General features: G+C 37.9%; 23 protein-coding genes and 1 pseudogene. 17 read left to right on the top strand and 7 right to left on the bottom strand.

Annotation, left to right across the window (positions count from 1 at the left end):
• Nucleotides 1-99: 99 nt before the first annotated feature.
• A complete protein-coding gene (gene nadB, locus AACL31_RS08210) occupies nt 100-1695 on the bottom strand; it encodes an L-aspartate oxidase (protein WP_409013911.1) in 1596 nt (531 codons plus the stop codon).
• A 251-nt stretch (nt 1696-1946) separates the two neighbouring features.
• On the opposite strand from nadB, the gene rpoE reads away from it, so the two are divergent.
• The 11 genes from rpoE (at nt 1947) to acpS (ending at nt 11368) form a co-directional block, all read left to right on the top strand.
• Complete coding sequence (gene rpoE, locus AACL31_RS08205) at nt 1947-2522, top strand: RNA polymerase sigma factor RpoE (protein WP_310511698.1); 576 nt, start codon at nt 1947-1949, stop codon at nt 2520-2522.
• A 34-nt stretch (nt 2523-2556) separates the two neighbouring features.
• Nucleotides 2557-3183, top strand: a complete 627-nt coding sequence (gene rseA, locus AACL31_RS08200) for an anti-sigma-E factor RseA (protein ID WP_310511699.1) — start codon at nt 2557-2559, stop codon at nt 3181-3183.
• Between the two features lie 5 nt (nt 3184-3188).
• On the top strand, nt 3189-4154 hold the full coding sequence (gene rseB, locus AACL31_RS08195; protein WP_310511700.1) for a sigma-E factor regulatory protein RseB: 966 nt from the start codon (nt 3189-3191) through the stop codon (nt 4152-4154).
• The gene (gene rseC, locus AACL31_RS08190) at nt 4147-4605 is read left to right on the top strand and encodes a SoxR-reducing system protein RseC (protein ID WP_310511701.1); all 459 of its coding nucleotides are present in this window, start codon (nt 4147-4149) and stop codon (nt 4603-4605) included. The genes rseB and rseC overlap by 8 nt, the downstream gene beginning before the upstream one ends.
• Before the next feature lie 246 nt (nt 4606-4851).
• On the top strand, nt 4852-6648 hold the full coding sequence (lepA, locus tag AACL31_RS08185) for a translation elongation factor 4 (protein ID WP_310511740.1): 1797 nt from the start codon (nt 4852-4854) through the stop codon (nt 6646-6648).
• Between the two features lie 18 nt (nt 6649-6666).
• Nucleotides 6667-7635, top strand: a complete 969-nt coding sequence (gene lepB / locus AACL31_RS08180) for a signal peptidase I (protein ID WP_310511702.1) — start codon at nt 6667-6669, stop codon at nt 7633-7635.
• A 199-nt stretch (nt 7636-7834) separates the two neighbouring features.
• Complete coding sequence (gene rnc, locus AACL31_RS08175; protein ID WP_310511703.1) at nt 7835-8539, top strand: ribonuclease III; 705 nt, start codon at nt 7835-7837, stop codon at nt 8537-8539.
• The gene (era, locus tag AACL31_RS08170; RefSeq protein WP_310511704.1) at nt 8536-9444 is read left to right on the top strand and encodes a GTPase Era; all 909 of its coding nucleotides are present in this window, start codon (nt 8536-8538) and stop codon (nt 9442-9444) included. Before rnc ends, era begins: the two co-directional genes overlap by 4 nt.
• Before the next feature lie 11 nt (nt 9445-9455).
• The gene (recO, locus tag AACL31_RS08165; protein WP_310511705.1) at nt 9456-10169 is read left to right on the top strand and encodes a DNA repair protein RecO; all 714 of its coding nucleotides are present in this window, start codon (nt 9456-9458) and stop codon (nt 10167-10169) included.
• Nucleotides 10170-10256: 87 nt separating this feature from the next.
• Nucleotides 10257-10988 (top strand): pyridoxine 5'-phosphate synthase, encoded by a 732-nt coding sequence (pdxJ, locus tag AACL31_RS08160; protein WP_310511706.1) that lies wholly within the window; start codon nt 10257-10259, stop codon nt 10986-10988.
• Complete coding sequence (gene acpS / locus AACL31_RS08155; protein ID WP_032114764.1) at nt 10988-11368, top strand: holo-ACP synthase; 381 nt, start codon at nt 10988-10990, stop codon at nt 11366-11368. Before pdxJ ends, acpS begins: the two co-directional genes overlap by 1 nt.
• Here acpS and AACL31_RS08150 read toward each other — a convergent pair.
• The 5 genes from AACL31_RS08150 to AACL31_RS08130 all read right to left on the bottom strand — a co-directional run bounded on the left by AACL31_RS08150 (nt 11365) and on the right by AACL31_RS08130 (nt 15529).
• Entirely contained in the window at nt 11365-11625 is a 261-nt protein-coding gene (locus tag AACL31_RS08150) for a YfhL family 4Fe-4S dicluster ferredoxin (protein ID WP_032114763.1), read from the bottom strand. The genes acpS and AACL31_RS08150 overlap by 4 nt on opposite strands.
• Before the next feature lie 399 nt (nt 11626-12024).
• Nucleotides 12025-12270: a hypothetical protein gene (locus tag AACL31_RS08145; protein ID WP_339053917.1), complete on the bottom strand. Its 246-nt coding sequence runs from the start codon at nt 12268-12270 to the stop codon at nt 12025-12027.
• A 56-nt stretch (nt 12271-12326) separates the two neighbouring features.
• Nucleotides 12327-13265 (bottom strand): sulfatase-like hydrolase/transferase, encoded by a 939-nt coding sequence (locus AACL31_RS08140; RefSeq protein ID WP_339053916.1) that lies wholly within the window; start codon nt 13263-13265, stop codon nt 12327-12329.
• 739 nt (nt 13266-14004) lie between these two features.
• The gene (locus AACL31_RS08135) at nt 14005-14376 is read right to left on the bottom strand and encodes a sulfatase-like hydrolase/transferase (protein ID WP_310513275.1); all 372 of its coding nucleotides are present in this window, start codon (nt 14374-14376) and stop codon (nt 14005-14007) included.
• Between the two features lie 16 nt (nt 14377-14392).
• Nucleotides 14393-15529 carry a phosphoethanolamine transferase gene (locus AACL31_RS08130; protein ID WP_310511708.1) on the bottom strand — a complete coding sequence of 379 codons (1137 nt, stop codon included), beginning with the start codon at nt 15527-15529 and terminating at the stop codon, nt 14393-14395.
• Nucleotides 15530-15767: 238 nt separating this feature from the next.
• Between AACL31_RS08130 and tadA the strand changes: the two genes are divergently transcribed.
• Nucleotides 15768-16229: a tRNA adenosine(34) deaminase TadA gene (tadA, locus tag AACL31_RS08125; RefSeq protein WP_339053996.1), complete on the top strand. Its 462-nt coding sequence runs from the start codon at nt 15768-15770 to the stop codon at nt 16227-16229.
• An 81-nt stretch (nt 16230-16310) separates the two neighbouring features.
• Here tadA and mltF read toward each other — a convergent pair.
• A pseudogene (gene mltF, locus AACL31_RS08120) lies at nt 16311-17662 on the bottom strand (membrane-bound lytic murein transglycosylase MltF).
• Between the two features lie 266 nt (nt 17663-17928).
• Here mltF and purL point away from each other — a divergent pair.
• From purL to glrR, 5 genes are all read left to right on the top strand, one after another.
• A complete protein-coding gene (gene purL, locus AACL31_RS08115; RefSeq protein WP_310511710.1) occupies nt 17929-21819 on the top strand; it encodes a phosphoribosylformylglycinamidine synthase in 3891 nt (1296 codons plus the stop codon).
• Nucleotides 21820-22367: 548 nt separating this feature from the next.
• Complete coding sequence (locus tag AACL31_RS08110; RefSeq protein ID WP_310511711.1) at nt 22368-22502, top strand: hypothetical protein; 135 nt, start codon at nt 22368-22370, stop codon at nt 22500-22502.
• Nucleotides 22503-22687: 185 nt separating this feature from the next.
• Nucleotides 22688-24127: a HAMP domain-containing sensor histidine kinase gene (locus AACL31_RS08105; RefSeq protein ID WP_310511712.1), complete on the top strand. Its 1440-nt coding sequence runs from the start codon at nt 22688-22690 to the stop codon at nt 24125-24127.
• A gap of 44 nt (nt 24128-24171) precedes the next feature.
• Nucleotides 24172-24972 (top strand): two-component system QseEF-associated lipoprotein QseG, encoded by an 801-nt coding sequence (gene qseG / locus AACL31_RS08100; protein ID WP_310513273.1) that lies wholly within the window; start codon nt 24172-24174, stop codon nt 24970-24972.
• Nucleotides 24969-26306: a two-component system response regulator GlrR gene (gene glrR, locus AACL31_RS08095; protein WP_310511714.1), complete on the top strand. Its 1338-nt coding sequence runs from the start codon at nt 24969-24971 to the stop codon at nt 26304-26306. Before qseG ends, glrR begins: the two co-directional genes overlap by 4 nt.
• Nucleotides 26307-26312 lie beyond the last annotated feature (6 nt).

The raw sequence follows: 26312 nt of genomic DNA, 5'->3' as shown, positions 1-26312 counted from the left end.
GTTTGAGTGATATATAAATAATTATTAGTAATTAATGGCAATTCGGTAGTATTTTCTCCGTCATATATGAAAGAGGGTTAATTATATTCCCCTCTCTAGTTATTTAGTTGATGGGGTCAAAATAGTCGGTTTAGCATCTGGTTGCTGTTGCGGATAATCTAATGTGTAATGTAATCCACGGCTTTCTTTACGATCAAGCGCACAGCGGATCATCAATTCAGCTACTTGCACAAGGTTACGCAGTTCCAATAAATTATTTGATAAACGGAAATTTGAATAGTATTCCTCTATTTCTTGTTGTAGTAAATGGATGCGCCGCAATGCGCGGGTCAGTCGTTTGGTCGTTCTGACAATTCCCATATAATCCCACATGAACAGTCTTAACTCATGCCAGTTATGTTGAATAACAACTTTTTCATCTAAATTATGACATTGATTTTCATTCCACTTGGCGAGTGTAGATGGCATATCAATTTGTTCGATATGTTGTTTTATCTGTTTTGCCGCAGACCATCCATAGACGACACACTCTAATAATGAATTGGATGCTAGTCGGTTGGCGCCATGTAACCCGGTATAACTGACTTCACCAATAGCATATAGGTGTCGAAGATCGGTTTGACCATAATGATCCACCATAACACCACCGCATGTATAATGCGCCGCTGGTACAATCGGAATTTGCTCATTGGTAATGTCGATACCTAATGTGGCTAATTTATGATAGATAGTTGGAAAATGTCGTTTTATCTCGCTTGCCGGCTGATGGCTAATATCAAGAAACATACAATCTGCCCCCAAGCGTTTCATTTCATGATCAATAGCCCGGGCAACTATATCACGAGGGGCGAGTTCCGCTCTTTTATCAAAATCAGGCATAAAGCGGCTGCCATCAGGTCGCTTAAGATAGGCTCCTTCACCTCGTAACGCTTCAGTTAGTAGAAAATTGCGCGCTTGTGGATGATAAAGACAAGTCGGATGAAACTGATTAAATTCAAGATTGGCTACACGACAACCGGCTCGCCAGGCCATTGCAATTCCATCGCCTGATGAAATGTCAGGATTGGTAGTATATTGATATATTTTTGCGGCTCCTCCGGTTGCTAAAACTGTCACTTTTGCATGGCAAATAACGATTTGTTGTTGATTGAGATCCCAAATGTAAGCACCGATAATTGTTGCTGGATCTTTATCTGAGCGGATCAAATCGATGGCGTTATGCTGCTCCTTAATCGTGATATTCGGATGCTTGATGGCTTTTTCAACCAAGGTGGTTTCTACTTGCTTGCCTGTTGCATCGGCATGATGAAGAATACGGCGATGGCTATGGCCACCTTCTTTTGCAAGATGATATTGTTCTTTACCGGCCAAATTTAGCTCTTTATCAAATAAAACACCTTGATTAATAAGCCATTGGACAGAATGGCGGGCATTGCAGGCGACAAATTCAACGGTTTTTTTATCACACAGCCCGGCACCGGCAATTAAAGTATCATTAACGTGGGCTTCTATACTATCGGTTTGATCAAAAACCGCTGCAATTCCACCTTGAGCATAGTAAGATGCGCCTTCAGTTGAAATGTTTTTACTAAGTATCGTTATTTGGTATTGTGGCGCTAATCGAAGTGCTAACGACAGACCGGCGATGCCACTACCAATGATTAAAATATCCGTATAATGTTGTGTTGATGGCATAATATTTTATTACTAAGGTTTCGGAATAGAGTAAATTACCATGTTAGCCTATTCTTTTATTTAGAGTAAATACGATGGCCTTGAAAGAACTTTTCTTATGGTTTAGCTTAGATTAAATATAAATAATTTAAATTGACTGGAACTTTGCGAGTTTTTGTCACTCAAAAAAATGCTTGCTTACAAATGAGAGAAAACATGGCGGGTTCAAATAAGGAAAATATGAGGCTTATTTTCGGGAGAAGTGACCTCGAATGAGCGAGCAGTTAACAGACCAGGTGCTGGTTGAACGGGTGCAAAAAGGGGATAAAAAAGCTTTTAATTTACTGGTTATTAGATACCAGAATAATGTTGTGAGCCTTATTTCTCGTTATGTGCCGCAGGGAGATGTACCGGATGTAGCTCAAGAGGCATTTATTAAAGCTTATCGCGCTATCAGTTTATTTCGTGGTGAAAGCGCATTTTATACTTGGCTTTACCGGATCTCTGTAAATACAGCAAAAAATTATCTTATATTCCAAGGACGTCGACCGCCATCGAATGATTTGGATGTAGTTAATGCAGAGAATTTTGAGGCTTCTAATGCATTAAAAGAAATTTCGAACCCTGAGAATTTAATGTTGTCAGAAGAATTGAGAAAAGTAGTCTTCCGGACTATAGAGTCACTTCCTGAAGATTTACGTCTGGCAATTACGCTTAGGGAGTTAGATGGACTAAGTTATGAGGAGATAGCGCTTATTATGGATTGTCCTGTTGGTACAGTTCGTTCGCGCATTTTTCGAGCAAGAGAAGCTATTGATAATAAAGTGCAACCGCTAATACGAAATTAAATGTGGTTCACATTTTACTGAAGGGTACTTTGGCATGCATAGAGAGAGACTTTCCGCTTTAATGGATGGAGAGATCTTTGATTCAGAATTGATCCATACCATTTTACAAGATGTTTCGTTACAGAAACGATGGGAGAGCTACCATCTTATCCGCGACAGTTTGAGAGGCGATATCAATGAAGTTATCCATCTTGATATTACCGACAAAGTAGAGCAGGCGCTGGCAAGTGAGCCTATCCAAATTGCGCCTAATGCAATACCGGAGTCACAACCTGTGCCTGCTAGCTGGTGTTTAATGCCTTTTTGGCGTAAGCTTCGCCCTTGGGCTAACCAGATGACACAAGTTGGTGTCGCAGCGAGCGTTGCCGTAGCTGTTATTGCAGGTGTTCAGAATTATAATATGTCTAGCATAGAAACTGATGTCAAATCTGACTCACCCATATTTAATACGGTACCTATCATGGGGGCTGCGTCGTCTGTGAGTTTAAATGTATCTAATGATCAATTGTTTGCTCATCCACAAACCGAGCAGCTAGAACAACGTAATCGCCGACTTGGTCTGATGTTACAACAATATGAGCTTGAGCGTCGCTCAATGCTGAATCAAAGTGTAACATCATCTTCACCAGTAGCAGAAAAATCTTACTCAGGAGCAGAATAGTAGTAATGAAGCATTGGTTATCCGCCCTCTTTTTTTTGCTGGGCGGTTTATTGTTGCCTTTACATTCCTATGCGAAAGAATTATCGGCTGAAACTTTATTAACTGATATGGGTAATGCAGTAAAGTCTTTACCCTACGAATTATCATTTATTATTGTCAATCCACAAGGTATAACGCCGATCAGATATCGTCATGTCATTATTGACAATAAACCAATTGCTCAAATGATGCAGATGGATAATTCTCGTCGTGAAATTATTCAGAAAGGTAATCAAGTTAGCTACTTTGAGCCAGGATTTGATTCTTTTAGCTTAGAGGGCGCTTATATCGTTGATTATTTGCCGTCGGTAGTTTTTGCTAATTTTACTAAACTGCAATCCTATTATAATTTCATTAAGTTAGGTAGAACACATATTGGTGATATAAGCTGTCAGGTTATTCGTGTTATACCGAAAGATAATTCACGTTTTAGCTATATCTTATTAATTGATGAAAAAAGCAAGTTACCATTGCGCATTGATCTTTTAGATAATAAGAATGAAATATTAGAGCAATTTAGAGTTGTTTCTGTGGCTTTTAATAGTCAAGCGTTGCTGAAATCAATGCATGTGATCGCATCGTTGAATATGCCTCCCTTATTACTTATTCCCAAATCGATCACTAAGCGATTTAACTGGCAAATAAACCAACTGCCGTTGGGATTTGAAGAAATTTCTCGTAGTTGTAAAGAGATTGCTGCTAATGAATCTTTAGAGGCCATGTTATTTAGTGATGGGTTATTTAGTTTTTCTATTAATGTTACTAAAGCAGGTGAGCGTCAACTTAGTGAAAAACCATTTCGTAAAGGTGGTTTAACTATTTATACGGTGATAAAAGGACAATACGAAGTGACGGTTATTGGCCAGTTACCATTGTTAACCGCTAGCCAGATTGCAGCTAATGTTAGTTTTAAAGAGGCTAGTAATGGTTAAAGAGTGGGCAACGGTTGTGTATTGGCATAATGGTCGAGCTGTGTTGCGATATGGTTCTAATTCCGGTTGTGGTAGTTGTGCTGCTCGCTCAACTTGCGGATCTTATATTCTCAATAAAATAGGACCGAAAACTGAGTATCAATTAGAACTTGAGGTCAGTCAGCCTCTGATAGTTGGTCAGAAAATTGAAGTCGGGATCCCTGAAGCCAGTTTATTACGTTCAGCAATGCTTGTTTACCTTACCCCATTACTTGGCCTTTTTATCGGCAGTGGGGTTATGCAATTTCTTTTTTTAAATCAATTTATTATCTTTTTAGGTGCAGTTATTGGTGGCAGTGTTGGCTTTTTTCTGGCAAAAAAAATTGCGCAATATTGGGAAAAAGAGACGCTATATCAACCGATCATTTTACAAATAGGTTTACCGCCTGATGAATTAAAACAGCAAGTATGAATGACATAGTAAGCCTAAATGCCTATCATTAGTAATTACATATCGTCACTAATCTATGCCTATAACCGCCTTATTCATAAAAACGACTTTTTCATTATCAATGATTCTTTGAGTTGTTTGTCGCTTATATGTAAAATGCATTCCCAAGATTGTTATAACAGCTTTTATTAGTTTTAGCTTTGTAGGGCTAAGCTATCGCTAAAACTGATTTTATAAGGCCATTTAGAAGAAGATATAACCTTGAAAATCAAACATATAAGAAATTTTTCCATCATCGCTCACATTGATCATGGTAAATCAACTCTGTCGGATCGTATTATCCAGATCTGTGGTGGCCTTTCTGATCGTGAAATGGCAGCCCAGGTATTAGATTCTATGGATTTGGAGCGGGAACGAGGGATCACAATAAAAGCGCAGAGTGTTACTCTGAATTATAAAGCCAGTGATGGTGAAACTTATCAGCTTAATTTTATTGATACACCTGGCCATGTTGACTTCTCTTATGAAGTATCCCGTTCATTAGCTGCTTGTGAAGGGGCATTACTGGTTGTTGATGCAGGGCAAGGTGTGGAAGCGCAAACCCTTGCTAATTGCTATACCGCTATTGAAATGGATTTAGAAGTTGTTCCTGTACTTAATAAAATCGATTTACCTGCTGCAGAGCCTGATCGGGTAGCTGAAGAAATTGAAGATATTGTTGGCATCGATGCTCATGATGCTGTTCGATGTTCGGCAAAAACTGGATTAGGGGTACAAGACGTAATTGAGCGGCTGGTTAAAGAGATCCCACCACCAGAAGGTGATCCGGCAGCGCCTTTGCAGGCATTAATTATTGATTCGTGGTTTGATAATTATTTAGGTGTTGTTTCGCTGGTACGGATTAAAAATGGTACGCTTTGTAAAGGTGATAAAATTAAAGTGATGAGCTCTGGCCAACTTTATAATGTTGATCGCTTAGGAATTTTCACACCCAAACGAATTGATCGTCAACAACTAAATTGTGGTGAAGTCGGTTGGCTGGTCTGTGCCATAAAAGATATTCACGGCGCGCCGGTTGGCGATACATTAACTGGTGCTCGTCATTCTGCAATACAGGCGTTGCCTGGTTTTAAAAAAGTAAAACCACAGGTTTACGCCGGTTTATTCCCCGTTAGCTCTGATGATTATGAAGCATTTCGTGACGCTTTAGCTAAATTAAGCTTGAATGATGCTTCGTTATTTTATGAACCAGAGAGTTCAACTGCATTAGGTTTTGGATTTCGGTGTGGTTTCCTTGGCCTACTTCATATGGAGATTATCCAGGAGCGTTTGGAACGTGAATATGATTTGGATCTTATTACAACCGCGCCTACAGTTATTTATGAAGTTGAGTTAACAAATGGTGATGTCATCTATGTTGATAGTCCCTCTAAATTACCAGCACTTAATAATATAAATGAATTACGCGAACCAATTGCAGAATGTAACATGCTAATGCCTAAGGAATATCTTGGTAATGTTATTACGCTCTGCGTAGAAAAACGCGGTGTTCAGACTAATATGGTTTACCATGGTAATCAGGTCGCATTAACCTATGAAATTCCTATGGCTGAGGTGGTGTTAGATTTCTTTGATCGCTTGAAGTCTACTTCTCGAGGATATGCTTCATTGGATTATGGCTTTGTCCGCTTCCAGGCGGCTGATATGGTGCGTGTAGATGTGTTAATTAATGGCGAAAGAGTGGATGCCTTAGCATTGATTACCCATCGTGCAAATGCACCATATCGTGGTCGTGAGCTAGTTGATAAAATGAAAGATCTGATCCCGCGCCAACAGTTTGATATTGCAATCCAGGCTGCAATTGGTACCCATATTATAGCGCGTTCAACGGTGAAACAATTATGTAAAAATGTATTAGCTAAATGTTATGGTGGTGATGTTAGCCGTAAGAAAAAATTACTACAGAAACAGAAAGAAGGTAAGAAACGTATGAAGCAGGTTGGTAATGTTGAACTACCACAGGAAGCGTTCCTTGCTATTCTTCACGTAGGTAAAGATAACTAACCGTTGTAAGGAGTCATAATGGCTAACACTTTTTCTTTGATCTTGACGCTGGCGACCTTGATTACAGGGATTATCTGGGGTATTGATCGTTTTAAATTAGCACCTGCTCGTAAGAAAAAAATAGCGCAGCAGCAAAAAGTTACTGAGGGAAGCGTAGAGCAGACGCATTTAGCTGAAAGTATTCATAAACCATCATGGGTTGATACGTGTTCATCTATTTTTCCGATATTAGCGATTGTATTAGTGATACGTTCGTTTATTTATGAGCCATTTCAAATCCCGTCAGGTTCAATGATGCCTACCTTATTGGTCGGTGATTTTATACTAGTAGAAAAGTTTGCTTATGGATTAAAAGATCCTGTTACCCAAACGACATTATTGGAAACAGGAAAACCTAAACGTGGTGATATTGCGGTATTTAAATATCCTAAGGATCCTAGTGTAGATTTTGTTAAACGTGTTATTGGTCTACCTGGTGATAAAATTGTTTATGATCCTGAACAAAAAGAGTTACGTATATATCCGAATTGTTCAATTTCAAACTGTGTTCGAGCGTTACCAATTATCTATTCTTCATTAAAAGAGAGTGAATGGTCTTTATTTTTTAATATTGACTCTATGGTCGAAAGTCAGAAAGGAAGTTATCAAATTCCATTGGGCGAACTAGTACCAAGTAACGCATTACGTCAAGCGGAAAGAATCGAAAAATTAGATGATACTAGCCATGAAATCTTAGTGATCCCACAAGTATATACCCAGTCACGTTACCAACAGCCCGGTTTACCAGACAATGAATGGATTGTTCCCCCTAAACACTATTTTATGATGGGAGATAATCGGGATAATAGTGCAGATAGTCGTATGTGGGGTTTTGTGCCAGAAGAAAATTTAGTTGGGCGTGCAGTTATTATCTGGTTTAGCCTTGATAAGCATGAGGGTGAATGGCCAACTGGAGTGCGTTTAAGTCGTATTGGTGCAATCAACTAATAAAATAATGAGATAAACTAATCATTAATGCTAAATTGATTTATATCGTAATCGATATAGAATATAGCACGATAATCAAAAATGATGGTTTCTTGAACGATATCAGGAAACCTGCCAACGCAACAGTTTTGTAAAAATTTATTTTGCAGATCTGTTGCGTATGTTTTTTGTAATTTGATAATGAAATAATTGGTAGCACATGAATTCTTCTTTAATTGAGTGGTCAGAGCGACAAGAAATTAAACAGCTACAGCGTAAGCTTGGCTATACTTTTAAACAAATTGAATTATTAAAGCAAGCGTTAACTCATCGTAGTGCCAGTAGTAGTCACAATGAGAGATTGGAGTTTTTAGGCGATTCAATTCTTAGTTTTGTGATTGCCAATGATCTTTATCATCGTTTTCCTAAGGTTGATGAAGGCGATATGAGTCGTATGCGAGCAACATTAGTCAGGGGTAATACACTGGCTAAGCTTGCACGAGAGTTTGATTTGGGAGAATGTTTGCGTTTAGGGCCAGGTGAATTAAAAAGCGGTGGTTTTCGTCGAGAATCAATATTAGCAGATACTATCGAAGCGTTAATTGGCAGTATTTTTTTAGATAGTGATATTCAAACGACTGAACAAATTGTTTTAGCTTGGTATGACACTCGATTAATAGAAATTAGCCCCGGCGATAAACAAAAAGATCCTAAAACACGTTTACAAGAGTATTTACAGGGACGCCATTTACCTTTACCAAGTTATTTGGTAGTTCAAGTTCGCGATGAAGCGCACGATCAGGAATTTACTATTCATTGTCAGGTTAGTGGTATAAATGAACCGGTTGAAGGAGTGGGTTCAAGTCGTCGTAAGGCTGAACAAGCCGCAGCTGAACAGGCATTAAAAATATTGGAGCTTGAATGAGCAAACAGAATACCTATTGTGGATTTGTAGCCATTGTAGGACGCCCAAATGTGGGTAAATCAACATTATTGAACCAATTACTCGGGCAAAAGATTTCTATTACTTCACGTAAACCACAGACAACCCGTCATCGCATCATGGGCATTGAGACAGAAGGTAATTATCAAACAATTTATGTCGATACTCCAGGATTGCATGTAGAAGAAAAGCGCGCAATAAATCGTTTAATGAATCGGGCAGCAAGTAGCTCAATTGGTGATGTGGAACTGATTATTTTTGTTGTTGAAGGCACACATTGGACAAGCGATGATGAGATGGTAATAAATAAGCTGCGTCATTTGCCTTGTCCGGTATTATTAGTGATCAATAAAATTGATAATGTGGTGGATAAAACCCGTTTGCTGCCCCATATTGAATTTCTTAGCAAGCAAATGAATTTTCTGGATATTGTGCCAATTAGTGCAGAAAAAGGTACCGGTATCGATATTATTACTAAAATTGTCCGTCAACATATGCCAGAAGCAGCACATCATTTTCCAGCGGACTATATCACTGATCGCTCACAACGTTTTATGGCTGGTGAAATTATTCGTGAGAAATTAATGCGTTTTCTCGGCGATGAGCTCCCTTATTCGGTCACAGTTGAAATTGAGCAATTTGTGGTAAATGAACGCGGTGGCTATAACATTCATGGCCTGATTTTGGTTGAAAGAGATGGCCAGAAAAAAATGGTTATTGGCAATAAAGGTAGCAAAATTAAGAAAATTGGCATTGAAGCTCGGATGGATATGGAAAAACTTTTTGCTACTAAGGTTCATCTTGAACTTTGGGTGAAAGTTAAAGCCGGATGGGCTGATGATGAACGTGCACTGCGTAGTTTAGGCTATATGGACGATCTTCATTAAGGCGGGTTTCCGTGGACGGTTGGCAACGTGCATTTGTACTTCATACTCGCCCTTATAGTGAAACGAGTTTACTGTTAGATTTTTTCACCGAAAATGAGGGCCGTATTCGACTATTAGCCAAAGGTGCTCGTAGCCGTCGATCTAATTTAAAAGGCTGCTTACAACCTTTTACGCCATTGCTGATCCGTTGGGGAGGCAAGGGAGAAATGAAAACGTTGCGTGGCGCAGAACCTATTTCTCTAGCGCTACCATTTACCGGTACCGTACTGTATAGCGGTCTATATGTTAATGAATTGCTTGCGCGAGTTTTAGCCCAAAATATCCCTTATCAAACCCTATTTTTTGAATACCTGACCTGTTTGCAGGTATTGGCTGGTAGTGAATATACGCCGGAACATGCATTGCGCCGTTTTGAATTATCATTGCTATCTCATTTAGGTTATGGTGTTGATTTTTTACACTGTGCCGGTAGTGGTGAACTGGTGGCAGATAGCATGACTTACCGTTATCGAGAAGAAAAAGGTTTTATTGCCAGTTTGGTTATTGATCACTTAAGTTTTACCGGTAAGCAGCTTAAGGCATTTGCCGTTCGTCAGTTTCCTGATGTCGATACATTAAGAGCAGCCAAGCGTTTTACGCGTATTGCGCTAAAGCCTTATCTGGGGGGAAGTCCATTAAAAAGCCGTGAGCTTTTTTACCAGGTCATATTGCCTAAAACGCGTTGAAGCGAGCTTATTAAAACCTCTTTGAATATATTATGATTGCATGGATAAACGAAATTCAAACTATGAAATGGATAACAGGAGTTAAATATGGCAGAGTTATTATTAGGCGTTAATATTGATCATGTTGCCACGGTGCGAAATGCGCGGGGAACACAATATCCTGATCCACTACATGCAGCATTTCTTGCTGAACAAGCTGGGGCAGATGGGATCACTGTTCATTTGCGTGAAGATCGCCGTCATATTACTGATCGTGACGTTAAGTTACTTCGCCAGACGTTACAAACCCGGATGAATTTGGAGATGGCAATAACGGATGAAATGGTCAATTTTGCCTGTCAGATCAAACCTCAATTTTGCTGCTTGGTACCAGAGCGACGTAAAGAAGTTACGACGGAAGGTGGGCTTGACGTTGTTGGACAACAAGCATTAGTCGCAACGGCGGTCAAACGATTAACCGAAGCAGGTATCACGGTTTCTTTGTTCATTGATGCTAAAGAACAACAAATTGATGCAGCAGTGGAAATTGGTGCGCCCTTTATTGAAATTCATACTGGTGCCTATGCTGATGCTAAGAGCGAGTTAAAGCAGCAAGAAGAGTTTAAACGTATCAAGCAGGCGATAAGTTATGCCACTGCAAAAAAACTTAAGGTCAATGCCGGTCATGGGTTAACTTATCATAATGTTCAACGTATTGCTCAATTGCCTGATATATATGAACTTAATATTGGCCATGCGATTATTGGGCGAGCACTTTTTAGTGGCATGGCGACAGCTGTGAGTGATATGAAGAAAATTCTTCGTGAGACGCGTTGTTAATGGCGATTATTGGATTAGGTACTGATCTGGTTGAAATTGTACGTATTGAACAAATTATCAAGCGTTTAGAGGAACGTCTAGCGAAGCGTATATTGTCCGCGCAAGAGTGGCGACAATATCAACATCATTCTCAGCCAGTCCGTTTTTTGGCTAAGCGTTTTGCGGTCAAAGAAGCAGCAGCAAAAGCTTTAGGCACGGGGATCCGAAACGGTTTAGCGCTTAATCAATTTGAAGTTTTTAATGATCAATTAGGTAAGCCAGGGCTTAATTTATTAGGACAAGCAAAAATATTGGCTGATTCTTTAGGTGTACAACATATCCATGTATCATTATCTGATGAACAAAATTATGCTTGTGCCACTGTGATTATGGAAAGTTAAATTTTATCGGCATGATGTAATAGGACAAATTTATCCCATAATTGTTCTTCTGTTTCAGGATTATCAGGATCTTTTAAAATGGTATTGTTGATCGGACAAACGGATTGGCAAGTTGGCTTATCATAGTGGCCAATGCATTCAGTGCAAAGATTGGGATTGATTTGGTAAAATTCTTCTCCCATTGAAATCGCTTCATTTGGGCATTCTGGTTCACACATATCACAATTGATACAGCGTTGAGTAATTAATAAAGACATAGCAATATGTTATAAGTAATTTGAGTAAATTATGCATTAAAAACATAATGTTATCTGTAACTGATGATTTTGTACAGTATATATTCTATTGAAAAACCCAATTCAGTAATACAAAGCTGCAACCCAGATCGATTTTACTCTCTTTACAATGATAAGGGTATGAGCATTACGTTGACTGTTTGTTCAAAAAGCAGTTCAATAGCAGCTAGAACAGTACACCACAGACAAAAAAACTGAGTGTTGGCGGTTTGATGTAAACTCATAGCTAAAATCTGTGTTGCAGCAGCTAAATCTATTTTAAAACACTTTGCTAAATCGTGTCGATCTAAAAACCCAAAAGAATATAATCTAAGGCTGGATTTTAAATTGAAATCCAGCAATATTATTACTAAGTAATTGTTATTCTATCAAGGAAAAAGGTAAAATATTTTCATTAGCTGTTAGCACTCGATCATATTCTCTTTCGCTTCTAAGAATATTTTTATCAATGTCATAGCCAAGCAGTTCGGATAAAATATACTTATTCATCAAACCACTCAAGTATCCGTCTTTATTACGAAAAGATTCGATAAAAGCACAATTAAAATGTTTATTGGTCGATTTATACATAAAGGGGATCAAATATTGTTCTCTTCCTTTTTCCAATCCATGACCAACATTGACTATCTCGCCGTGATCTGCGGTATAAATTAAATTAAAATCTATTTTTTTGCATTAATGATATTCATTATATCATTTATGATTCTGTCAGTATGATGAATAGTGAGATCATAATCCGCTGCTTTTGGTAAAGCTTTTTTATCTATTGCATCATAGTTGTCATAGGGTAAATGATTACCATAAAGATGAATAATGATAAATCTCTTTTGTGCATTATCAGATAACACTTTTGCTAGCAGGTTGGCTAATTTATTATCGTTATAATTGGTTAGCCTTAAATCATCACTTTTTTGAGCGATAAAACCATATTTTGAACCATGCAGACCTTTTATTTCTTGGGAACCTAACCAATATGTTTTATATCCATTGGCTTTTGCCATTTCAATAATAGATTTATTGTTGAACAGGTTTTCTTCATTTTCCGGTGTGTGAAAGGCTAGTGTCATTGACACTGAATCTCGGGTTATCGGTGAACTGGAATGGGCATTATTTAAGATGCAGCTATCTTCGGTTGAAAATATTTTTGTCATATGTGGCGTTGTATCTAAATGATAGCCATATGCACTATAACGGGAGTAGAGTGAGGCTTCTCCCATGATTAATATAATATTTTTATTATTATTGTCTTTTTTAGATAATATTGCATGATTAAATTTTTCAATTTCGGCTGTATTTGCATATTTATTATTTTCATATGATGAAATTAATAAATAAACCACGTCACCAAATACTAAAGGGATTTTATGATGAAAAAAAATCCCGAGCTGTTTTTTATCTTCTTTGATATTAGAAATTAATCTGTTTTCATCTTTGATATCTAAAACAACCAGGATCATCGAAAGTGCTGTAAACGATAATGCTGAATACAATAATAGAGAGGTATTTTCTAAATTTTTCTTAATTCTTGTTATTAGATAAAATAAAAAAGCAGTAAAAATCAATGTAGGAAAAATTAACTTTAGCAGTAAACTGCCTGACATAAATAGAGCTTCATTTATGTTGGTTTCAAGGATGGAATGTAGAACAGAGGTTGTTATATTTCCGTTAAAATTTAACGAATATATAACTTTTATATTTATAAAGAATAAAAAAAGTAATCCAATTAGTTTTGGTAATTTATTCTTACTTATTATTAATAAGAAAGTAATTAAGAGAATAATAAAACTAGATATATGCGATAGTCTTGAATCTTCTTTGAAAACAAAAACATTTAATAGAAGTGAGAATATAAATAATAATAATATTATTATATAGTTAAAGTATTTTTTGCGGTTTTCATATAATTAATTTATTAATCTGCAATAAAAATGAAGATATATAACTTTTCAGCTAGCGGTATTGAATATATCTTTAATTTGTTTTAATAGCAGGTTGGTATTTCTATGTATGCTTGGTATTTTTTTGTGTTGATAAATAGAGCGAAATTGCGAATAAGTAACGCCAATTCAAAAAATTAAAAGATAATACAAAACTATATTACAATTATTTTAAAACTATTTAAAGTTATTTTATATCACAATTGATACAGCGATAAGTAATTTATAGTGACATGTTAAGCTCTATTTAAAATATTACTTATATCATTAAATTAGTCAAAACTGCATTTATTATTAAGCTAAGGCCATGAATAAACGCAGTATATTTTATACCTCAGATAACAAATTATCATGCTATAATCACAATATTTGCCTTATTCGCTGTTTGCTATTTGGCATAATGTCATGGCGCCATATCTGACGGTAATTTTGTATAGTCAATTCGTTTATTATTAAAGTCAATAACACTATTTTGTTGATGACAAATATCGTTTGAAATCATATGACAGGAATGGTCAATACTGGCATCGTCAATGCCTGACCATTCAGAAAATAGAGTTAAAAAGTTAATTCCACTTCTAGCAGCAGTAATGTACTGCCGTTCGTTAGAATTATAAGAACTAATAAATAGTGGTACTTCATAATCCTGACGGTATTGATCATTATGGGTAAGTTTTAGGTCACTCGGATTATTTTTATTGACGAAACCGAGGCCATGATCAGAAAAATAGATCATTGTCCATTTTGATTGGCTGTCGGTTAAATATTGATGAATTGTTGCTAACAGTTGATCAGTATTTTTTTATGCTCTGTATATAGCATGAAATTTCTTCACTTTTGTAAAAAGTTTCATAGTGATCATTAGTCCTTGCGCAAGCGCGAGGATGACTACCAATTAAATGAACAATAATGAATTTTTTGGCCTGAGGAGCTTTGATTGCTGTTGCGATTTGTGGCAGTAATTCATCATCATTGGTCTCTTTACTGTTATAACTTGCTCTTTTCAGAAAAAACGAATGATCTGCTTTTTTCCCCATAGAGGCAATCGGTGTGTCGTAGATACCAACAGCTCCCTGATTTGATAACCAATAGGTAGTAAATCCCCATTTTTTTGCCAGCGCAATAACGCTATTGGCTAATTTGGGCGCTTGAGTCAGGGAGCTGGTTAATGATGGAATAGTTGATGAAGCGGCTGAAATATAATGGTTGAATAGAATACCATTAGCGCTATCCATAAATGGGGTATTATTAATTGGAAAGCCATAAACGTGCATAAAATCGCGTCTAGCGCTTTCACCAATCACCATAACATAGGTATCAAATGGCGTGGCACTATTGTTTGGCTGGAAGTCATCTGTTTGCGCAAGTAAACTAAAAAGTTTATTGGTTTCTTCCTTGGCACTATTAAAGTCTTTGACAAATTTGATTTCTGGATAACCGCTATTTAAAATATCGAATTCACCCGTTTCTTTATAATCTTTTATTGGGCCATATAGAAGAAACGCCAAAAAGGTAATAAAAGCACCAATCTTTGTTTTGTTACCTGTTTTAAGCTTAAATGTTGTACAGAAAAAGCCGAACAGTAAAATAAATAATGATCCAGCATAAAGATAGTATGGAATATTACTAATAAATTCTATTGCTTCATTTAAATTGGTATAAGTAACTGATGTTGCTATGGTTAGTGAGGGAGTACCATAGAGTAGCCTAATCGGAAAATATAGCGCTGCAATAATGGTGAATATAATAATGAATCCACTATATATTATTCGTAACTGATTGATAACGATTAGCAATGCGACGATACCAGCTGTATAGTTTAATCTTGGAGGGTAACCCATAGCGTAATGAATTAGGCTGAATAATATAATAAGTAGCGATATTTTCAGCAAAAAATTTCGATTATCATTTATTAATTTTTTTATCATTTATTATATCCGATTTAGATCAGTGACTACCCTTAATGCAACAATACACAAAGTTAAATTAGTTAATTTTATTAATAACATAAGTGATTTTTTGGGTGGTTTATTTATGAGATGGCTATTAATTAGTATTAAAGAGTTATTAAATCATAAGTTGATATTATATTATAACTATTTTTGCGATTTAAATTAATATTTGAGGTTTTTATTCGTGGATCAAGCCAAAAAAGATGTTTATTGGATGCGAAAAGCTATTTTACTAGCCAAAAATGCTCAAGAAAAAGGTGAGATTCCTGTTGGCGCGGTATTAGTACATGAAGATGAATTGATTGCAGAAGGTTGGAATCATCCTATTTTGTCTCATGATCCATCTGCTCATGCGGAAATTTTAGCTTTGCGGGCAGCGGGTCAATCTTTACAAAATTATCGCTTACTCAATACGACGCTTTATGTGACACTCGAGCCTTGTATTATGTGTGCCGGAGCTATGATCCATGCGCGCATCGGTCGTTTGGTATATGGCGCCTTTGATCAAAAAACTGGTGCTGCTGGTTCAATTATTGATGTTTTTAATCATCCGGATATGAATCATCGTATTCTGGTATTGGGAGGGGTTTTGGCCGATGAATGTTCGACGATGTTAAGTGTTTTTTTTCAACAACGGCGAGCAGAAAAAAAATTGGCCAGGAAAGGGCAGCGTTGATAAATTAAATCTGCCTAAGTCGCTTAGTAAGGCGGCTTAGGCAGAAATAGAAGCTAATACTGTTTGTAATGATTAGCTAAATTAGTCACTACTTTTTTCTTTGCTGCTGGTTCTAGAGAATAATAGCGGCTCCCTTGCAGCGAGCTGCATATTTTGATTAATTTCCTTATTCTGTAGGTAACCCACCAAACTTTGGTGATAACGGCGGATATTTTCCACATAGCGATAGGCTTCATAGCCACGTGCATAACCGTAGGTTAATTTAGCAAAATATTTTTTCTTGCTAAGTAGCGGCAGTCTGGCTTTTACATCTAACCAACTGTCCGGATCTCCGCCTTGTATGCGTGTCAGTTTCCTGGCATAAAGCATATGTCCCAACCCCATATTATAGGCCGATAAGGCAAACCAAATACGATCATCAGGCGCAATAGTAGTTGGTAAGCGCGAAATCAGATATTGCAAGTAAGCGGCGCCACCTTTAATACTTTCCTCTGGATCCAGCCTATCTGACACACCCATAGTTTGTGCAGTAGGTACTGTTAGCATCATTAAACCACGAACACCAGTGGGTGATGTGGCTAGTGGATCCCAGTGTGATTCCTGCCAGGAAATTGTTGCTAGTAGACGCCAATCTATATCTTCTGCATATTTTTTAAATAGATGCTTATAGGTTGGCAAAGTTTTATTAATTGCAGTAATAAAAGAAAGCGTATCAAAATAGTCAAAAGTAGCAACATGGCCAAAATATTTTTCATCTAAACGTGTTAAAAGTTCTTCTTCATTACTTTTATTGAAGAAGTCTAACATTGCTGCATAGCGACGACAATAGAATTTTCTAAGGTATAATCAATTTTCCCTTCGGCTAGCAGTTGCAATAACTCAGTCGCATTATAATGACTGGTTTCTTCCCATTGAAGATTTGGATATTTTTGCTTCAACTGTTGCAGCGTATTAGCGTTTACTGAATCAGTGGCAACGACAAACTTTCCTTTTACATCGTTCAAAGAGCGTGGACGACTTACCCCTTTGCGATAAATTAGCTGCTGGGAAACGGTATAGTAGACAGGGCCAGGCTGTGCTTTATCGAGGCGCTTCTCATTATAAAGAAGTCCTGCAGTAATAAAGTCACTATTACCGTTTTCAAGGTCATTAAAAAGTTGATTGATATTTGAACGTACATTGATATGTAGCTTTACGCCAAGGTAATCGGCAAAGCGTTTAGTCAGTTCGTAATCAAATCCGCTTGCTTCTTGCTTATCGTTAAAGGACATAAGGGGTGAATTAATGGTACTTACACGTAATTCACCGCGAGAAATAATTCTCTTCACCTGGTCTTGCTGCTGGTTGGGCCACTCAATATTAAGTGTAATGACACCAACAGAAATTATAGAGACAATAACGATAACAAGATAATTAATTCTAATATTAATCAAATGGTTATATCTCGTTAGTTAAACATATTTTCTTAATTAAAATGACCAAATTATGGCCAATTTTTTAAGAGCCCGACATTCTGCTTAACAAAAGTAGAATTTGCAACTTAATTTAATCTATTTTACATATCTTTAACATTTGCGAGTGCGTGATAAATGTGCACGCAAACGGTTTCGTATTGGTTCATGATGATTTATAATAGCCTTCCAGTTTTCCTGATACATATCCTTCAGGCCAGCTTTATAAGTTAAGAGAATCTATTACTATGGAAATTCTGCGTGGCTCACCCGCTTTATCGACATTTCGCATTACTAAGCTTCTTTCCCTATGCCAGCAGCAGCAACTACCGGTTACTGACATTTATGCTGAATATGTACACTTTGCTGAACTTGGTGCGCCATTAAATCAGGATGATCGACAAAAACTAAGTCAATTGCTTCATTATGGTCCTTCATTAACTGAGCAACAGCCTGCTGGCCAGTTACTCTTGGTTACTCCTCGACCAGGCACTATTTCACCCTGGTCTTCAAAGGCAACGGATATTGCTCATAACTGTGGATTACAGCAGGTTATCCGGCTTGAGCGTGGAATTGCTTATTATATTATTTATTCCTCGCCATTGGATATATCACAATTGGATGATTTATTTGTCATTTTGCATGATCGGATGGTTGAAACTGTTTGGACTTCTTTCGAGCAAGCAGAATCACTCTTTATGCACCATAAGCCGGCACCGATGGTGACGATAGAAATATTAAAAAACGGTCGTCGTGCACTTGAATTGGCAAATATTGAATTAGGGTTAGCGTTAGCTACAGATGAAATTGATTATTTAATGGATGCCTTCCAAACATTAGAACGGGATCCAACGGATGTTGAACTCTATATGTTTGCGCAAGCTAATTCAGAACATTGTCGGCATAAAATATTTAATGCCAGTTGGGTTATTGATGGTAAATCACAACCTAATTCTTTGTTTAGTATGATAAAAAATACTTATCAACAAACGCCAGATTATATTTTATCAGCTTATAAAGATAACGCTGCCGTAATGGAAGGATTGAATATTGGGCGTTTTTTTCCTGATCCAGTAACCAGCAAGTATGATTATCATCATGAAAATGCTCATATTTTGATGAAAGTAGAGACCCATAACCACCCAACAGCTATTTCTCCTTGGCCTGGTGCTGCCACCGGTTCAGGTGGAGAAATACGTGATGAAGGGGCAACAGGGCGTGGTGCAAAGCCTAAAGCCGGCTTAGTTGGATTTGCTGTTTCTAACTTACGTATTCCAGGTTTTAAACAACCTTGGGAACAAAATTTTGGCAAACCACAGCGTATTGTTAGTGCGCTTAATATTATGCTTGATGGGCCATTGGGTGGCGCCGCTTTTAATAATGAATTTGGCCGACCCGCTTTATTAGGTTATTTTCGCACTTATGAAGAGCTAGTGAATAGTCATAATGGAGCAGAATTACGTGGTTACCACAAACCGATTATGCTAGCAGGCGGTATAGGTAATATTCGGGCAGAACATATTAAAAAGGGCAATATTCCAGTTGGCGCTAAATTAATCGTATTGGGTGGCCCATCGATGAATATTGGGCTGGGAGGTGGCGCAGCTTCATCGATGACTTCAGGGCAGTCTGATATTAATCTTGATTTCGCTTCGGTACAACGTGATAACCCTGAAATGGAGCGCCGTTGTCAAGAGGTTATTGATCGGTGCTGGCAGTTGGGTACTGATAATCCGATCCTATTTATTCATGATGTTGGCGCTGGTGGACTTTCTAATGCTATGCCTGAGTTAGTGAATGATGCTGATCGAGGCGGAATATTTGAACTACGTCAAATATTGAATGATGAACCAGGCATGGATCCTCGTGAGATTTGGTGTAATGAATCTCAAGAGCGCTATGTATTAGCTGTTTTACCTGAACAACTTCCCCTATTTGAGTCTATCTGTCGTCGAGAACGCGCGCCATATGCTGTTGTTGGTGAAGCGACGGAAAATCGCGATCTTGTTCTTAATGATAGTTATTTTACTAACCAGCCTATTTGCATGCCGCTAGATATTTTGTTAGGTAAAACGCCTAAAATGCTACGTGATGTTAGTTCTCAATTTGCTGCCGGTAAGCCGATTAATCGAGAAATGATAACCTTAACCGAAGCAGTTAAACGGGTATTACATTTGCCAGCAGTAGCAGAGAAAACTTTTCTGATTACAATTGGTGATCGCAGTGTTACCGGAATGGTGGCCCGCGATCAAATGGTTGGCCCTTGGCAGATCCCGGTTGCTGATTGTGCGGTCACGACAGCTAGTTTAGAAAATTATTATGGCGAAGCTATGTCGATCGGTGAGCGCTCACCCATTGCGCTATTGGACTATGCGGCATCTAGCCGGATGGCGGTTGGAGAAGCGTTGACCAATATCGCTGCTGCTTATGTTCAGGACTTAAAACGGGTGAAGCTTTCCGCTAATTGGATGGTAGCAGCGGGACATCCTGGTGAAGATGCCGGTTTGTATCAAGCGGTGAAGGCTATTGGAGAAGAGCTATGTCCGGCATTAGGTTTAACCATCCCAGTTGGTAAAGATTCGATGTCAATGAAGACCACCTGGCATGATGGCGAACAGATTTGTGAAATGACGGCGCCGCTTTCTGTGGTTATTACCGCTTTTTCCCGGGTTGAGGATGTTCGTCTGACGGTTACACCTGAACTGAAAATTGATCAAAATAATGCATTATTATTAATTGATCTCGGGCAAGGTCATAATGCATTGGGAGGTTCAGCACTTGCACAGGTATATCGGCAAATAGGTGATCATGCCCCGGATGTTCGTGATGCTAAATTATTAACCGGTTTCTTTAATGCAATTCAGGCGCTTATAAAAGAACAAAAATTATTAGCTTATCATGATCGTTCCGATGGTGGCCTATTTGTTACATTAGCAGAAATGGCATTTGCCGGTCATTGTGGGTTAGATATTGATATCGGTCATTATGATAAAGATATTCTTGCTGCTTTATTCAGCGAAGAATTAGGGGCAGTCATTCAGGTCAAGCAAGCGGATAGGGAAATGGTGGAAGCATGTTTGGCCGAGCATGGATTGGCTGGGTGTGTACAGTATCTTGGTACAGCAATTAAAGACGATATTGTTACTATCAATAGTCACGGTAGAGAAATTTATCGTGAAAAACGTAGCCAATTGCGTTTATGGTGGGCTGAGACTACCTGGCAAATGCAACGTTTACGTGATAATCCTGCGTGTGCAGATCAAGAACATCAGGCTAAACAAGATCTGACAGATCCTGGATTGAATATAAAAATAAACTTTGATCCAGCAGATGATATTGCTGCGCCTTATATTATGACAACCCCGTCACCTAAAGTGGCTGTTTTACGTGAACAGGGTGTCAATTCTCATGTTGAAATGGCGGCCGCATTTCACCGTGCAGGTTTTACTGCCATTGATGTGCATATGAGTGATTTGTTAGCAGGCAGGGTAACACTCGCTGATTTTCAGCTATTAGTTGCCTGTGGCGGCTTTTCTTATGGTGATGTATTGGGGGCGGGAGAAGGCTGGGCAAAATCAATTTTATTCAATTCACGCGTACGTGACGAATTTGCAGGCTTTTTTACTCGTTCTGATACTTTATCATTAGGCATATGTAATGGCTGTCAAATGATGTCTAATCTCAATCAGTTGATTCCAGGTGCTGAGCATTGGCCACGATTTGTACGTAATCGTTCAGAACGCTTTGAAGCGCGTTTTAGTTTGGTCAAAGTGATGGAAAGTCCTTCACTATTTTTACAAGATATGGCTGATTGTCAGCTACCAATAGTGGTATCTCATGGTGAAGGTCAAGTTGAAATGCGAGACACTGCGCATCTTGACCAGTTGGAAAAAAATCATTTAGTTGCGCTACGTTTTGTTGATAATTATGGTCAGGTTACTCAACAGTATCCAGCAAATCCAAATGGATCGATTAATGGTATTACTGCAGTGACCAGCTTAGATGGGCGGGCGACTATCATGATGCCCCATCCGGAGCGAGTATTTCGTACAGTTACCCATTCATGGCATCCGCCAGAATGGGGCGAAGATAGCCCCTGGATGCGTATTTTTCGTAATGCGCGGCGGCAGCTGGGTTGATATTGATATAAATATTTTTCCCTATGGCTAATTAAAGTGATAAAAACTTGGTTAGTCATAGGAGATAAAATGTAGTTTTTGCGCGGTTGATTGAAAATAAGTAAAAATAAATTTCATTATGAGCTAAATTTAGCTGAAATTTGATGTTGATTATTATTAAAATTATTTAAATTTGCTTATTAAATCTTATAACTGTCGTCAATTAGCTAAGTGATAAAAATAAGTTGTCTCTAATTGGAGACATTTAATTGTATGATTTTTTGTTAATATTTTATTCACTCAATGAAATATCGCTAATAGGCGACATTTTTATTAAAAATCATGGCATTAAATTTAATGAAAAACCATTTTAAATGCTTAAAAAATTTATTTTATATTAAATTTCAATAAGTTAATAAAATTTTTAAAAAGTTGGCATATAAGGTGCATATTATATTGGGTAGTCGCTCATTCAACTTTTTATGTTGGTCCCAATATAGAGGGATGCACACCACATAAGCCAGGAATGATGCCAAAAGTCAGGTGCCTACCGTCCAGCAGCATGATATTTGCTTATAAACAAGCTTTATCAAACATCGGGTGACACGTGGAGTGAGGCACCATCTATTAAAAATTCTCTGCTCTCCTCGCCAATATCGGTGGGGCGCAGTGAATTATTTAATAAAGTATTTGTTGCTGCTTAAGCGCATGAATATTATTTACTCTCCTTGCCTTATTCCCTTATTAATTAAAATGTTACCCTCGATTTTGGTGATTAAAAGACTGTTTTTCACATAATAATCAAATTAGAAATTTTTTATTAAATCGGCAGGCAAATTCACTATCGAATATAAGTTCTGTTACCATAATAGTATGAATAGGTAATGAGATGATTTCTTTGAATAAGTGGCATTCTTTTCCGCGTTCACTACGCCAACTGGTGGTGATGGCTTTTTTATTGGTTCTTTTGCCATTATTAATATTGGCATACCAGGCCTATCAAAGTTTAGATCAATTGAGTAATCAAGCGGCTGATATCAACCGTACCACTTTGCTTGATGCTAGGCGCAGTGAAATCATGACGAGTACTGCGCTTGAAATGGAGCGTAGCTATCGTCAATACTGTGTGTTAAACGATCAAACTTTTGCTGCTCTATATAAGAAAAAACGGCAAGAATATAGTGAGATGCTAGCTCGCCAAATGACTATTTTGCCTGATAAAAACCAAATCACGACTATTCAAACCTTACTGGAAGATCTCTCCGATTTAAAATGCGAAAATAACTCACCTATCCCGGCAATAGCGACGGCACTTGAACGTTTTTCGGTTACCAACAATCAGTTAGTACAATTAACACGTGATGTTGTATTTGGACGAGGTACGCAATTGCAGAATGCAATTGCTGAAAAAGGTCAATATTTTGGTTGGCAAACGCTAATTGTGTTTTTATTGAGTGTATTATTAGTTGTGTTGTTTACTAGAATGATTATTGGTCCGGTTAAAGCTATTGAGCGTATGATTAATCATCTTGGGGCAGGAGGAACACTTTTCACCAGACTTGAACGTTTTAAGGGCCCTAGTGAGTTACGTTCATTAGCTCAGCGTATTGTTTGGTTAAGTGAGCGACTGAGCTGGTTGGAATCACAACGGCATGAATTTTTACGTCATATTTCTCATGAATTAAAGACACCTTTAGCCAGTATACGTGAAGGGGCTGAACTATTAGCTGATGAAGTAGCAGGGCCTTTGACTTTAGATCAACGAGAGGTTGTCGCTATTTTGGATAATAGTAGTAAACATTTGCAACAACTCATTGAGCAATTATTAGACTATAATCGTCAGTTAGCCGATGGGCCAGCACTGATTCAGCAAATTGATTTAACCAAGTTAGTGGCAAATGTCGTTTCCTCACATAATCTAACGGCTAGAGCTAAAAATATTCAAACTGAAATTGAGTTAAATATTACTCATTGTTGTGCAGAGCCAACTTTTTTGGCAAGAGTGATCGATAATCTCTATTCTAATGCAGTGCACTACGGTTCTGAATCGGGTAAGATCTGGATAATAAGCAATGAAACTGATGATAAACTCCAAATCGATATCGCTAATACAGGAACACCTATCCCAGAATCTGAACAAAATATGATTTATGAACCTTTTTTTCAAGGATCTTTATTGCGTAAAGGGGCAGTAAAAGGGAGCGGGTTAGGATTAAGCATTGCCCAAGATTGTATTAAAAGAATGAATGGTCAATTGTTGCTTATTGATTGTCAGTTTGCTGATGTCTGTTTTCGTATTGAGCTACCACTAACCACAGAGTATGAATAATGCCAAATTGGTCTAATTACAACACCCTAATAGCCGCAGGGATAATGCGGAAAACATGGCATATTGCATTTGCGAAGCTAAGTTGTGGGGGATCTTTTTCCACTAAATGGAAAGTAAAGTTAACAACACTTCTTTTACCTTTTTTATTAATAGCTTGTAGTAAATATCACCATCCATTACCACTGGATATGATAAATGAATCGATACCAATAGAAGAACGTATAACAGATTATCGCTATGTTACTTGTGAAAAAATATGGAATATAGATAGTGAGAATGCTTCAGATAATCCGCTTTACTGGTTGAGAATTGTTGACTGTGCTAATCGATTGAATAAAGAGCAAGCGGCTTTGATGGCTAAAACGATTCAGTTAATTAATTGGCAAAATGTTTTTCGACATAGTATTTTACTCGATGTCGCAGAGCCAACCGTCACTGCCCGGCGTAAAATAATTGATAATTTGAATAGTTATAGTTTGCAGTTCCCTTCACCTATTCGCCCACTGTTAGAATTATGGCGTGAAAAGCAAATTCAGATTGTTAATGTTGAAGAAGCAAATGCTAAATATTTACGTTTACAACAAGAGAGCGATAATAAACTAGATCGTTTAGCTGAACAAAACGCTCATCTAACCTATGAATTAAATATTGTCTCACGTAAGTTGGAAAATCTGACCGATATTGAACGACAACTTTCTTCACGCAAACAGCAGGAACAAGCTGTTTCAAGTGGAAAAATGGATAAAAGCAGTACCAATTCAACAGCAAATAGCGCAGAGCCGAAAACGACAGATGTGATTAAAGAGTCTCATCAGGTTGATAAAAGCGGAGAAAATCCCCAATGACAGTGCATAAATCAGCCAATCTATTATTGGTAGATGATGATCCCGGTCTATTGAAATTATTGGGTATGCGTTTGACTAGTGAAGGATTTAAGGTGGTTACCGCAGAAAATGGTGTGGATGCCTTGAAAATTCTAGCAAAAGATAAAATTGATCTGGTTATCAGTGATTTGCGTATGGATGAAATGGATGGCATGGCACTTTTTGCGGAGATACAGAAACAGCAGCCAGGCATGCCGGTCATTATTTTAACGGCGCATGGTTCAATCCCTGATGCGGTAGCGGCAACACAAAGAGGGGTATCGAGTTTTCTCACTAAACCGGTTGATCGTGATGCCCTCTATAAAGCGATTGGTGAAGCCTTGGCTATGTCAATTTCCGTTTCTGATGAAAATTGGAGTGAGGAAATTGTCACTCGTAGCCCGATAATGCTTCGTTTATTAGAACAGGCACGTATGGTGGCGCAATCTGATGTTAGTGTATTAATAAATGGGCAAAGTGGTACTGGTAAAGAAGTGTTGGCACGAGCAATTCATCGTGCTAGTCCTAGAGCTAAAAAAACCTTTATTGCAATTAACTGTGGGGCTTTACCTGAGCAGCTTTTAGAATCGGAGCTGTTTGGTCATGCCAAGGGCGCTTTTACCGGTGCGGTTACACATCGTGAAGGTCTATTTCTCGCTGCGCAAGGTGGGACACTATTTCTCGATGAAATTGGTGATATGCCTTTGTCTCTTCAAGTGAAACTATTGCGGGTTTTGCAAGAACGTAAAGTGCGGCCTTTAGGCAGTAACCGTGATTTGGATATTGATGTTCGAATTATTTCAGCGACCCATCGTGATTTACCAAAGGCAATGGAAAAAAATGAATTTCGGGAAGATCTCTATTACCGTTTGAATGTGGTAAATATCAAAATTCCTACCCTTAATGAGCGTTCGGAGGATATCCCTTTATTAGCAAATCATTTGTTAAGGGAATCAATAAAGCGTCATAAACCTTTTGTGCATAGCCTATCGAGGGATGCAATGAAATGTTTAATGGCGGCAAGTTGGCCGGGTAATGTAAGGCAATTAGTGAATGTTATTGAGCAGTGTGTTGCATTAACAACCGCGCCGGTTATTAGTGAAGCATTAGTCATTCAGGCGCTGCAAGGCGAGAATACTGCATTACCTACTTTTGTTGAGGCTCGCAATCAATTTGAGCTTAATTATTTGCGTAAATTGTTACAAATGACAAAAGGTAATGTTACCCATGCCGCGCGTATGGCAGGTCGAAACCGAACGGAGTTTTATAAGTTATTAGCCAGGCATAAACTGGATGCTAATGATTTTAAAGAATAATTTTTA

Source organism: Arsenophonus endosymbiont of Crataerina pallida (assembly GCF_964020125.1).
In the GTDB taxonomy this organism is placed as follows: Bacteria; Pseudomonadota; Gammaproteobacteria; order Enterobacterales; family Enterobacteriaceae; genus Arsenophonus; species Arsenophonus nilaparvatae.
This window is presented reverse-complemented; position numbering and strand designations above follow the sequence as displayed.